Origin of the sequence: Terrilactibacillus laevilacticus (assembly GCF_006517395.1) — a bacterium.
Lineage (GTDB): Bacteria > Bacillota > Bacilli > Bacillales > Sporolactobacillaceae > Terrilactibacillus > Terrilactibacillus laevilacticus.
This window is the reverse complement of sequence record NZ_VDCY01000008.1, coordinates 74938-87861: the sequence shown is the minus strand read 5'-3', so window position 1 is coordinate 87861 and position 12924 is coordinate 74938. Positions and strand designations below refer to the sequence as shown.

At 34.1% G+C, this 12924-nt stretch carries 13 protein-coding genes; 11 read left to right on the top strand and 2 right to left on the bottom strand.

The genetic code is table 11. From position 1 onward, the window contains the following. The first annotated feature begins 6 nt into the window (after positions 1–6). The 4 genes from FG390_RS10520 (at position 7) to FG390_RS10505 (ending at position 3543) form a co-directional block, all read left to right on the top strand. Positions 7–945, top strand: coding sequence for a tetratricopeptide repeat protein (locus FG390_RS10520; RefSeq protein ID WP_141190993.1), 939 nt, complete (start codon positions 7–9; stop codon positions 943–945). 428 nt (positions 946–1373) lie between these two features. Further along, positions 1374–1967: a YdeI/OmpD-associated family protein gene (locus FG390_RS10515; protein WP_141190992.1), complete on the top strand. Its 594-nt coding sequence runs from the start codon at positions 1374–1376 to the stop codon at positions 1965–1967. Between the two features lie 276 nt (positions 1968–2243). Beyond that, the gene (locus FG390_RS10510) at positions 2244–2672 is read left to right on the top strand and encodes a VOC family protein (RefSeq protein ID WP_141190991.1); all 429 of its coding nucleotides are present in this window, start codon (positions 2244–2246) and stop codon (positions 2670–2672) included. A gap of 166 nt (positions 2673–2838) precedes the next feature. Further along, entirely contained in the window at positions 2839–3543 is a 705-nt protein-coding gene (locus FG390_RS10505; RefSeq protein WP_230459057.1) for a C39 family peptidase, read from the top strand. Between the two features lie 472 nt (positions 3544–4015). Here FG390_RS10505 and FG390_RS10500 read toward each other — a convergent pair whose 3' ends face one another. Then, positions 4016–5566 (bottom strand): C39 family peptidase, encoded by a 1551-nt coding sequence (locus FG390_RS10500; RefSeq protein WP_230459058.1) that lies wholly within the window; start codon positions 5564–5566, stop codon positions 4016–4018. A gap of 373 nt (positions 5567–5939) precedes the next feature. Next, on the bottom strand, positions 5940–6728 hold the full coding sequence (locus tag FG390_RS10495) for a LysR family transcriptional regulator (protein ID WP_141190990.1): 789 nt from the start codon (positions 6726–6728) through the stop codon (positions 5940–5942). Positions 6729–6848: 120 nt separating this feature from the next. Between FG390_RS10495 and FG390_RS10490 the strand changes: the two genes are divergently transcribed. From FG390_RS10490 to FG390_RS10460, 7 genes are all read left to right on the top strand, one after another. Continuing rightward, entirely contained in the window at positions 6849–7397 is a 549-nt protein-coding gene (locus tag FG390_RS10490) for a DUF4865 family protein (RefSeq protein WP_141190989.1), read from the top strand. Between the two features lie 44 nt (positions 7398–7441). Next, the gene (locus tag FG390_RS10485) at positions 7442–7855 is read left to right on the top strand and encodes a tautomerase family protein (RefSeq protein ID WP_141190988.1); all 414 of its coding nucleotides are present in this window, start codon (positions 7442–7444) and stop codon (positions 7853–7855) included. After that, positions 7855–8163: a carboxymuconolactone decarboxylase family protein gene (locus FG390_RS10480; protein ID WP_141190987.1), complete on the top strand. Its 309-nt coding sequence runs from the start codon at positions 7855–7857 to the stop codon at positions 8161–8163. Before FG390_RS10485 ends, FG390_RS10480 begins: the two co-directional genes overlap by 1 nt. Positions 8164–8702: 539 nt before the next feature. Further along, positions 8703–9308: a class I SAM-dependent methyltransferase gene (locus tag FG390_RS10475; RefSeq protein ID WP_141190986.1), complete on the top strand. Its 606-nt coding sequence runs from the start codon at positions 8703–8705 to the stop codon at positions 9306–9308. Positions 9309–9383: 75 nt separating this feature from the next. Further along, complete coding sequence (locus FG390_RS10470) at positions 9384–10352, top strand: C39 family peptidase (protein ID WP_246092836.1); 969 nt, start codon at positions 9384–9386, stop codon at positions 10350–10352. Positions 10353–10524: 172 nt separating this feature from the next. Continuing rightward, entirely contained in the window at positions 10525–12243 is a 1719-nt protein-coding gene (locus FG390_RS10465) for a sensor domain-containing protein (RefSeq protein ID WP_141190985.1), read from the top strand. Between the two features lie 190 nt (positions 12244–12433). Continuing rightward, a complete protein-coding gene (locus tag FG390_RS10460; RefSeq protein ID WP_141190984.1) occupies positions 12434–12685 on the top strand; it encodes a hypothetical protein in 252 nt (83 codons plus the stop codon). The last annotated feature ends 239 nt before the right edge of the window (positions 12686–12924 follow it).

Below are 12924 nucleotides of genomic sequence, written 5' to 3'. Positions count from 1 at the left end.
AAAAATATGCTTAAAATTGGAAGAAATGATTTGTGCCCGTGCGGAAGTGGTAAAAAATATAAAAAATGCTGTATGGACAAAGATAAACAATTGAATGTGAAAGAAACTTTAAGAAATCCCTTTAATCACTTGCTTACATATGAAGGGGTAAACGAACTGAGTACCGCCGAAATCATTCACCAGTTATGGAGATTTGGTATTCCATTTAAACAGGAAACATTTTTAAAAGATGTCGAAAAGTTCTACTCTGCTGAAGATCTTTCGGAAAACTGGTTCCATCAATATTCTGTTACTGCAAAGGGAAGAGATGAAGATTTCCCTTGGCTGGCGGCCTGGATTTTATGGGAGAGATTGGCTCCATCAAAAAAACTATCTATGGAACAAATGAATGACTTGATTGATAGTGGTATTGAGTATGCAGATCAAAATGATTCTATATCTGCATGTGATACATGGTTGAAAGTATGGAAGGCAATAAAGGATAGGATTGAACCTAAATTCCAAAACTTGGATTATCTTGACAAGCACTATAAGGGCAGTTTTTTTATTCGGGATTTTTGCCAGGACCTAGAAGCTGAACTTCATAATGCGGGTTTGAATGATCCTGTTTATTTTGAAAAAAGAATAAATTATTGTCGCGAGTTTTGTAACTATTTTCCTAAAGAAAGTGAGCTAATTATTCATAATATGCGGCGTGCCATTGCGGATTCTTACGCTAAGTTAGATCAATATGGGAAAGCTGAGTCTGGGTTTGAGAAGTTAGTGCAAGATTTTCCGGACAATCCTTGGGGCTATATCGGGTGGGGAGATCTGTTCTTTTTTGAACATAAGAAGGATTATCATAAAGCGCAAGAACTATACGAAAAAGGTTTAGCAATCGCCAAGGATCAAATGGATATTGAAGCCATAAAAGAGAGGCTTGAAGATTTAAAGGAAGGATTATAAATATAATGTTTTTTACTTGGACGTAGCTTATTGTAATTAATAAATGGCGAATGCTAAGGTGAAATGAATGTTAATCCAATGTACGAAGCCCTTACTTGATAAGATAGGAATAAAGGGCAATGAACTAGTTTCATTTGAAGGCTATGAGCAATTTCCCAATAGTTTCATAGCGTGGCACGTTAATTTTGTAAAATTGGTATAACTCTACACATGAAAATAAAACCAATGATCAAGATGTTTTCATCTATTCAGGTGATCTTTATCAAATTCAGTAAAAAAATGAGCGTTTTACAGGACTAGTGTATTCCGTTAAAATGTCATTAAGACAAAGAGTAAAGTAAGTCTCAGATATAATAAAGCTAAAATGAAACATTAGTTAGCTCATTCTTGACTCTCAGCTGATCGAATTGAAAGAGGGGTGCTCCTAGATGACAAAGAGTCAATTGAATCCTAAGGTAGATGAATTTCTAAGTAAAGCTAACAAGTGGAAGGAAGAATACGAGAAGTTAAGACATATTATTCTTGACTGCGAACTGACTGAAGAATTTAAGTGGATGCACCCTTGTTATACATATGAGAATAAAAATATCGTATTAATACATGGATTTAAAGAATACTGTGCGCTTCTGTTTCACAAAGGTGCCTTGTTAAAGGATACCCAAAGGATTCTTATCCAACAGACGGAGAATGTGCAGGCGGCGCGTCAGATTCGGTTCACCCATGTTCAAGAAATAGTAGAGATGGAAACGATCATAAAAGACTATATTTATGAAGCGATTGGCGTTGAAAAAGCCGGTTTGGAAGTGAATTTCAAAAAGCACACTGAATTCATCATTCCTGAAGAATTGCAAAATAAATTCGATGAAATCCCTGCCTTGAAAACGGCTTTTGAAGCATTGACACCGGGACGGCAAAGAGCATACATTTTGTATTTTTCTCAAGCTAAACAAGCCAAAACTCGAGAGTCAAGGGTTGAAAAATATACGAAACAAATTCTTGATGGGAAAGGATTACATGATTAATATATTCGATGAGAAAATAAATTAGTCAAACTAAGATTGGTCTCTAGAATTATGGAATGGATTTCCTTTGAAACCATCTTTTATATTATTGATAAAGTTGACCACTATTTCTTACTGTAGAATTTTGATGGTTAATCATGTACTGATGAATACGATCGATATTTCTTGTGGTTTTATTCAATTATGGTAATAATACAGTTATACATCATAAGACAAACATTAATTGGTAGTAACACTTTTAGTCTTAAACAAATTAATAAATAGGAGATGAGATGTATGACATTGAAATTGATTCCGTATTTAGTTATGAATGGAAATGCAAGTGAAGCCATTGACTTTTACAAAAAAGCATTAAATGCCGAAGTGCTTTTTACCCAGTCATTTGGAGAAATGCCTGAAATTCCAGAGTATCCAATACCTGAGGATGCGAAGAACCGGATCTCTCACGCTTCAATAAAAGTCGGCGAAACAGAACTGATGTTTTCTGATACATTTCCTGGTCAGCCTATTACAAGCGGAAACCAAGTGACGATTTGTATATCCACTGATGACGCTGAAAAGTCTAGACAGATCTTTGAGACACTAAAGCAAGATGGTGAAGTAACAATGGAGCTACAAGAAACGTTTTTCAGCCCGGCTTATGGTGGTGTAATAGATAAGTTTGGTGTTAGCTTTCAGATTTTTACAAACGGTCAAGAAGGATAATTTATTCTATATTTCAAGTGTTATATAACCCCTTTTTCAACTAGATTTACATAAGTATTTTTACAAAAATGACTTTGTTGTCGTACTTTTACAATACAGAGTCATTTTTGTTATATAAATATATCTAGAGTTTGTTAATTTCTTATAGATGGGAGTTAAACGAAGAATGATCAAACAGCCATTCCAAACGAAATCGATTTTTGCAAAATTTGCTAGTGCAATGACCTTAATTTTCATTTGTTTAGCAGTTAAAAGTCGAGTTAAAAGTTTGTCATCTACTAAACTACTAAATGTTCCATTAATCAAGCAGAGACCTGAATTACCATCAGGTTGTGAAGTCACAGCGTTAGCCATGGCATTAAGATATTATGGTATAGATGTAAACAAAACGACATTAGCCAATCAAATGCCTCGAGACAATACACCTGTAAAGAGAAACCAAGATGGAACCATTAAAATATGGGGAGATCCAGAAGTTGGATTTGTTGGAGATCCATATGATAATGGCATCACCATTAATCCCAATCCGTTAAAAAAAGTACTGGATAATTACCGTCAAGGCGGTCTAGCTTTGTATGGCAAAGACTTTAATGTGATTGAAGGTTATGTAAAAAACAAAAAACCTACACTTATTTGGTTTACGATTACGCATGAAATGCCTATAAAACGGACATGGGAAACACCTAACGGAAAGATCATTTTCGCTCCACGCCCGCTACATTGCATTGTTGTAACAGGTGTTGATCGCAAATATGTTTACTTTAATGATTGTGAATCGACGAAAGTAAGTGGACAGAACGTAAGAGTGCCTAAAAATGAATTTATTCAAATATATAATGCGATGGGAAAAAGAGCATTAGTGGTAAATTGATTTCTTTGGTTGTATTCGTTTTTGTTTAGACATGGAAATCACTCCTTTATATGATTCATTATGGCCATGATTTCCATTTTCTTTGGAGTCTTGATACCAATTCAAATTAAACACGCACTATAATTTAAATTTAGAGGTGAATGAAAAATGAAATTCATTATTTTTATTTTTCTTTTTATCTGTTTAGTGTTCGTATTCAATAAAATTAGAAGAAACAAGGATAAATAAAAAGGGAACTGAGTCCCTTATAGTGCGTGTTCAAAAAGGTGACAAACGAAGATGAGAAATATGAGGGAAAAGGAGTGTATGATGGAAGTCGATGGGCACAATATAATGCCTGTCACCACCCGAACCACTCGAAATTTATCGAATAAAGTAAAAAAGGTTTTTAAATAAAATGTACCAAAAAATAACTTCTCCCAACTTAATAGTTGAGAGAAGCTCTGCAGGTCAAGTTATTATTGACCATGATTCAATCGTTTTTCTTATTCAATTCTAATGTAGCAACATAATTATGACCTTCTGTCCCAAGAACATAAAGAGTCAGTTTCGCATGCTTTCCATTTAAGCCATTTTCCAACTGTCTCACATTTAACTCGATATTGCCATCCGCTGTTTCATGAGTATAAAAGAATTTCCTATGAGCATCTGTATCATATTTCTCCCCATCCGAAATAGTATAAGCTAAAGTTCCAGATTGTTCAGTCAGTGGACTGATATTTGCAGTAAAGTGAGTCGGAATGGTGATTTTCTTATTGCCAACGTATAGCGCATATACATTATCATGATCTGTCGGTAGCAAAGCAGCCTGAACTCGTTTTGCAGCGGCGTAACCAGCACCTTTTTCTTTACTATGCACGATGTAAGCAACACCGTTCGCCCATGCTTTCTGGAATTGATCAATCTTATACTGCCGAACTGCAGTATCATCCGATGGGGCAAATGAATCGTTGACGATCACATAATCTTGGGTACCAATCGTTTTAAACCCTCTCACTAAGATTAAATGACCACCTGTTGTGCCAGGAGCCCCCTCCACATAAGGTAGCTTTGTGTTCAACGGATTATTTGTGTACTTAACGCTGACTGCGACAGGATATCCTTTCTCAATTTCTTTTTTCAATCCATCAATATCGGTAAATACGGAATATGATCTGTATCCGTAACTGCCGGCGAGTGCCGAACTAAATGCCCAGTTACCAAATCCATCATACTCGTAGTCATAATCTCGATAGGCTGTTTCTTCCAATAACAAGTTTTCACCCATACGATTCATCGCCATGGTTATTGTTGTCGGACTGCAAATGGAATCAGCAATCTTTGGATCGCGAATCATTTGCGAATAGGCTGGTGTATCAATATCCTTATTTAACAAGATTTTACTCGGATGCTTACTAGTCGTGTTCCAACCAAGTTCAGTGGATGCAGAAAGAAGACGTATACTAGGTGAAACACGCGGATTATCGCTGTGCAAAATCGCTTTTATTTGGAATTTGTTTGCATTTTCTCCCTGGCTACCCCGAACGGTGAACGTGTCGACATCTACATAGGCTAATGGATCAGACATATCAGATACGCTGGCGCGGGCTATATTGGTGCCCCATTTTCCCCACGATCGCCAAGTTGACCAATCCTGTACCCATTGGTTATCAGCGTTATAATGACTGATTAAGGCACGTGCCTGAATCTCGACATATGTTCCCGTTGGCGTGTCACTGTTCCAAGATGCAATCATATAATCAAATTTATTAGTTGAAATTTCAGGAGATACATACACGCCGTCAGTAGCATATTTACCTCGTAACTTTTCCAAGGTTATTGCTCCGTCGCTCGGTCTCTGATGTATGGAAATATTCTGACCGGTTCCTTTAGAAAAATCATTCGCTGTACTAATAATATACGTATGATCACCTTCAATCATAAAACCTGGTCCATTAGCATGGGCTGCAATAGATAGAACTGGCGTTAAAATCAAAAATGCTGAAAGTGAAATGGCTATAATATTTTGTAACAGTCTATTCAAGTTGTACCCTCCCCATTATTATTAGCTTGATTCAGAAAAAAACAAATAATCTAACTCTTTTCTACCATAAACCTAAAAAAGGGACGAGACTAGAGTCTCGTTCCCTATTTTTAGTAGATTAATAGAATAATGATCGTTAGCTAAAGAATGGTTCACTTAGTCAGTGATTTTCTGATTTTATCCTTTAATTCACAAGTTCTTTTTCCTTAAAAATCACTCCATATTCACCAACCAAAAAGAACTATGCATATAGGTTTAATTTAAAAAGAAATGAATCGATTTTGATCAATCTTTTTTCAAAATGGATTCGTTTTATGAGCAGTAGAATAAGGATTTATGAGATTTTAATCAACTTAATTTAAAAATTACATTATCAATCAAATAATTCGCTTGGAATCTTTTTTTCTGATTCACGAATTGTAAAAAAATTAATCGTTATTTTTTCTTTTTGTACTTCCTCAATATTTTCTAATTTATCATTGTTTATAGGTAAAAAAGCTAAACCCTTTCCCTGAGCAATGAATTCCTCAATAAGTGAATAAGAATCTAGCTGCTGAAGTTGTTTTTTAGAGAGAGAATTTTCCTTCATGAATTCAATTGTATAATTTCTAAAGGGACATTGTTTATCATGGCTAACAAAAAAGAACTCCTTTGAATAGTCAATATTAGATTTTCCTTTTGCTTTTAGTAAACCCATAGAAATTGTAGTACTAAAGACTTTTTGAAACGCTGGATCGGAATAATGACTATAAGTTAAGACCATGTCAACTCTTTGTTTCTTTAATAGTTGTTGCAGATGATTACTACTTTCCATATATATTTGGTAATTCCTGAAATTTTCATTGATACGGTTACTTAAATAATTTGACAAAATAGATTGTGACGTCCCTATTCGATAAGTATTGCCACTCATTTTAATTTCATTTTTTGCTTCTTCTACTAGATTTAGTATTTTATTAGTATAATCTAACAAAATATCACCCGATGGTAATAGTGAAATACCTTTGTTATATCTATGCAATAGCGGTGTTTCTAACTCTTGTTCTAGTTTTTTAATTCTTTCAGTTATATTTGGTTGCACATAACCTAGTTCTTTTGCGGCTTTACTGATTGAACCTTCATTCACTACAGTTTTAAATATGATAAGATCATTCATTTCCATTCATTTCAACCCCTTATTGAATATCATTATAAATGATATCATTCATAACTTATACCTATTTTACATTGTTTAAATCCCGCATTATGATCATTTATATAATATTGAAAGTGAGTGATAAATATGGTTGGAATGCAATATAAAGTTATTTTGCCAAAAAATTATGATATGGGGATTATTAGAAAAAGGGTGCAAGATAATGGTCATAAAACGGATGGTTTTCCAGGTCTTAATTTTAAAGCGTATTTAATCACTGAGGCAGAGAAATATGAAAATTTATATAATTCCTATGCACCGTTATATCTTTGGAATAACTATCAAGGAATGAACAAATTTATCTTTGATGGTTTTTATGACAATATTTTAGAATCCTTTGGATGGCAACAAATTAATATCGGTGTTCCTTTATCTATTAACTTAGAAAAAGATTTTAACAAAAGTAGATATGTTGTTGAATATGCAGGAAATATTCCTGAGAGTAAATCATTAATTAAAACGCCGTTTAATTCCATTAATCAATATGTAAAAAATACAGAAAAATGTTTGGGGAATTTATTAATTTATAACCCAGATAAATGGGGTTATAGCCAATTTAGTTTTTATCAAGAAAAGCCAAAAATTGACTCAGTAGATCACCTTACAGTATATGAGGTTTTACATGTTTCACAATAGCCATTAATCATAAAAACGAACAACAAGAAAGGGAATGAGAGTATATGCCGTTTGTTAACGTTTATTATCCTGAAGGTCTATCGAATAAAGAAGAATTAGAGAAGGTGAGCAAAAGTATTCATCATTCGTTGATTGAACATTTTGAAGTTCCTGAAAATGATTACTTTCAAATGTTTTTTCCCTACCTATCTAATCAATTTTTTTATGATCCGTATTACCTAATAGAAAGAGATAAAAAGAGAACAGAAAACATGATGCATGTTTCTATTACTTGTGGGCCAGGAAGGACAGTAAATCAGAAAAAGAACTTGTATCAATCCATATCAAAAGCTATTTCTAACCATTTAAACATCTCTACAACTGATATTTTTATTACACTAAACGAGACATCTGCTGAAAACTGGTCATTTGGTCAAGGAGTAGCACAAATGGTTAATATGATGGAGGGAAAAGAATAGTGAATGATCGTATCGAATCCAATATACCAAAAAAAATGAGAGAAATGGCTCCCGATTTTGTTGATTACAGTGAAAACATATTGTTCGAAAAAGTATGGAGAGATCCTACTTTAACATCCAGAGAAAGGAGTTTAAGTACACTATCTGCTCTAATTAGTATTGGCAATACTGAACAACTATCATTCCATATACGATTAGCTGAAAAGAATGGAATTAATGAAAAGGAAATTATCGCTTTGATAACACATATGGCCTTTTATGTTGGCTGGCCTAAAGCAGCCTCTGCGTTAAATATAGTATTGGCCTGAATTTTGTTTGGCGCAGTCTACTGTCACCACGCGAAATTTATCGAATGAAGCAAGTGTCTAACAACATAAAACGGGTTTTTGCAAGTGAAGCGATTGACTTTTACAAAAAGGCACTAAATGCTTAACCAGAATCTACTTAATATTTTATCTAAAACAGCTCTGTTTACTTTTCTATTGCACAGAGCTGTTTTTGTTTGTATAGAAAAAAGAAAAAATTATTTTAAGTGCGTGTTCAAAAAGTCGCCAAATGAACCCTCGGCTCCCGCTTGTTTTTTCGGTCCTCATGGAATGGATACAAAAAGATCTCTAGCTAAAATCTCTCACGTTGGCGCCTGAATCTACCACATCATATGGAATGCTGGTCCAAAGAAAACTGCCAGCTCTTCTCCTTCTTGCTTCTAATTTCCCACCTCTTTGAACACGCACTTTAATAAACTGGCTGTTTGTAATAAAATTAAACCAGTTATATCAAATGGAAGAAGCTGAGAAAATTCAACTTATAGTCTTAATCGTTTTGATTTTAAATAGAGGTGAAGTCCATGGGAAAGTGGTTCCCAAGAATCTATGATATAGCCATGAGGCCAATTGAACGATCAGGGTTTAAAAAAATTCGAACGAAGCTGGGGAAAGAAGCGAATGGTAGGGTACTAGAGGTGGGTTCAGGCACAGGAATTAATTTTCCTTACTACAGAAATGCGATACGTGTAGATGCAATCGAGCCAAATTCAATCATGAGAGAGAAGTCCCTCCGTCGTCTAGAAAGAGCCAGGGTTCCAATACAGCTATCCAATGCCCGTGCGGAATCTCTCCCCTTTGCTGATGATACGTTTGATACGGTATTAGCAACGTTGGTATTTTGTACGATTCCAAATCCAGTCAAGGCTATACAGGAAATAGAACGGGTCAGTAAACCAGGAGCGAAAGTGCTGTTTTTCGAACATGTTAGAGTCGAACAACCTTTTCTAAGAAAAACGCAGGATTTACTAACACCGCTATGGAAAAAACTATGTGATGGTTGCCATTTGAATCGGGATACTCTAGCGTTATTGAAACAGTCTAATTTAGAAGTCACAGAAGTTAAGTATTACTATAATCAAATATTTGTAGTTGTTAAATCATTTAACAACAAATCTAATAAACTATGATGACGAGCTTACATATATTGTCAAACTATTAAAATTATAAAATAGTTCAATCTATCTCATTTAAGGAGCAAAAAAGTGGACAAAAAAGAAAAAAATATAATATCTATTAATGAGAAAAAGCTATTTCACGCGAAATCGTTTTTTGCAAAATGGGCTATTACTATGGTACTTGTTTCTGTTAGTATAACTGGGTTTACAGGAGTTAATTCGGCCATTGCTACGACAACGAGTATAACAAAATATACCGTCTCTGCCACATCCTTAAACGTACGAAAAGGAGCAGGTACAAAATACCCGGTCATTGGAAGAATTAAAAAAGGACAGTCATTATCAGTGAAGCAAAAATTGTCCAATGGTTGGTACAAAATAAATTTTAGTGGAAAAACAGGCTATGTAAGTGGAAGTTATGTCAAAGTATCGACGGTAAAAAGTTCTCCATCTACATCAACCACCAAACCATTAAATGTACCATTAATAAGACAGCGACCTCAATTACCTTCTGGTTGTGAAGTAACTGCACTGGCTATGGCATTAAGTTATTATGGAAGAAATGTGAGCAAAACAACATTGGCAAATCAAATGCCGCGAGATAGAACTCCTCTGAAAAGGAACCGTGATGGTTCAATTAAAATATGGGGAGATCCTGAAATTGGATTTGTTGGAGACCCATACGGGACTGGATTTACAATTAATCCAAATCCCCTTAAAAAAGTTCTTGATAAATATCGCAAAGGCGGAATGGCTTTATATGGTAAAGACTTCAGTGTGATCGAAGGTTATGTAAAAAAACGAAAACCAACCCTTGTTTGGTTTACCATTACGCATGAATTACCTACAAAACGTACTTGGAAAACACCTAAAGGAAAAACAATCCTAGCTCCACGTCCATTACATTGCGTTGTTGTGACTGGTGTAGATAGTAAATATGTTTATTTTAATGATAGTGAATCAACGAAAGTAAGTGGAAAGAATGTAAAAGTATCAAAAAGTAAGTTTATCCAAATATACAACGGCATGGGAAAACGGGCATTAGTTGTGAATTAATTTCTTCGCTGTATCATCTTTTGAACAATATTTTATAAGATATATTATGGGTGACATCTATCACATCCTTGAAATATAAAATATGTTAGTTTTTAAAAACAAGGTGTGATTATAGTCACAATAATAGGATGCAGTATTCATTATATAAAACAGGATGTCAAGGGTGATATGAGTGAATTATATAAAACAACTAGGTGAAGCTCAAAAAAAGTTGAGAGATCTTGAGATAGCCTTAAATGAATCGTCCATTGTTGCCATAACAGATAACAAAGGGGTTATACGATTTGCTAACAAGAAGTTTTGTGAAATATCTAAGTACAGTAAAGAAGAATTAGAAGGCAGTAAACATAGTATTATAAATTCAGGTTACCATGATAAATCCTTTTTTAAAGACATGTGGCGTACCATTGGAACTGGCCATGTTTGGAAAGGTGAGATTAAGAATAAGGCCAAAGATGGGAGTTACTATTGGGTCGATACAACCATTGTTCCATTTTTAAAAGATAACGGCAAACCGTATCAATATATAGCAATAAGACACGATATAACATCACTTAAAGTTTATGAGAAAAACATTGAAGTCATGGCTTTTTATGATCCGCTTACCACTTTACCTAATCGAAACATGCTAAAAAAGTGGGTTGGCAATCTTAAAAATGTTAAAACCAAAAACATGGCTGTTTTATTTCTAGATATTGATAGATTCAAATCAATTAACGATAAATATGGTCATAACATTGGAGATTCCTTATTAGAGAAATTTGCGAATCGTATTAAGAAGTGTCTTCGAGAAGACGATCTCATTGTACGGCAAGGTGGTGACGAGTTTATCATCATTCTTGATAACGTGATGGTCAAAGAAAATGTCATCGTAGTCATTGAAAAACTAATAGACAATATTTCAGCTCCCTTTCTGGTTTTTGAGAAAAAACAAATTGGAGTATCGGTCAGTATTGGCATAAGCTTGGGGCGTATTGACTCTGAACAAACAAATATCGATGGATTGGTAGACACTTTAATAAAACAAGCTGATATCGCTATGTATCATGCAAAAAAACAAATAGGTAATTCTTATTGTTTCAATACTCCTAATCAAAACAATGAATTAGAACGTTATTACAAAATAGAAAATGAGCTTAGAAATGCTTTGAGGAATAATCAGTTTCATATTGTCTATCAACCAATTATTAATTTAACTCATAATACAATTAGTGCAGCTGAGGCCTTGCTACGTTGGGAAAGTCCTATTTTGGGACATGTACCGCCATCAGAGTTTATTCCTTTGTTAGAAGAATTTGATCTAATCACGGAAATAGGCAACTGGGTATTACAAAAAGTGTGTTGTCAAATGAAATCATGGCTCATTCAAGGAATTAAATTAAAGAGAATATGCGTCAATGTCTCTCCAATTCAGTTTAAGGACACATCATTTGTGAAAAATTTAGAAAAAATTCTTGATGAGGCCAGGCTTGATCCAGCTTATTTAGAAATTGAAATAACTGAGGGAACGATATTGGATATGAAGGAATCTGAAAAAATTCTAAGAGATTTAAAATCGCATAAAATAGGCATCTCCATTGATGATTTTGGAACAGGATATTCATCTTTGAGTTATTTAAAACAACTTCCAATAGATACTCTAAAGATTGATAAATCTTTTATCAAAGAGTTGGATTTAGATGGAAAAGTGATCGTAAATACAATCATAAGCATGGGAGAACATCTAAATCATAGGGTTATTGCTGAAGGAATCGAAACAAAGGAACAACTGGACTATTTAAAGCAACAGAATTGTCATGAGGGTCAAGGTTTCTATTGGAGTAAGCCTATCAATGCTGATAGATTTCAGAAATATATTGAAGATTTCAAGACGATGAAATTAAAAATATGAAACTTTATTCATAGTTCTCGATTTGAAGTGTAGGTTGTTGATTCAATAGGTTGGTACCTTGATAACCTACTTATCTAATTTTTTTATTACGCCATATGACTTAGTCTTATTCACTTACCTTGTATAAAACTTCCTCGTTATGGATAAAAATGACTAATTAATGAAATAGGAAAAAATGAGGGACATTCTCTTGTTATTTCATATATTAGCTGGATTTGTCATTCCATGGATTATTGCAGGCTTTATTTTCAGAAATAAAATAAAGTTACTATTGACTTTTGTTCCCGCTGTAATGGCTATTAGTTTACTTATCAACCAGTTTGGTTTTAACTTCTTTTGGAGACTGGATGTGAGATTCACAGAAATTTCATTAGCAGCTATCCCTTATGTGGTCGGTATATCCTATTCTAGGCTGTCTTTTTATTTTCTTTGTACATTATAGAAAATACAACAAAACCGTCATGTTCTTTTTATTTATTGTTATTACCACAATTATGGAATTAATCGGTGTTTTGTTTGGAAAAGTCATTTATCGAAATGATTGGAACATCGGCTGGACGTTAGTTAGCTACTCACTTGCCTATGTGGTGCTTTATCTTTACTACAGATTGACTATAAAATATAAGGTTTTCGGTTAGTCAACTAGATGCCTAAAATATTTCAAGTTTGATATCACGCCAC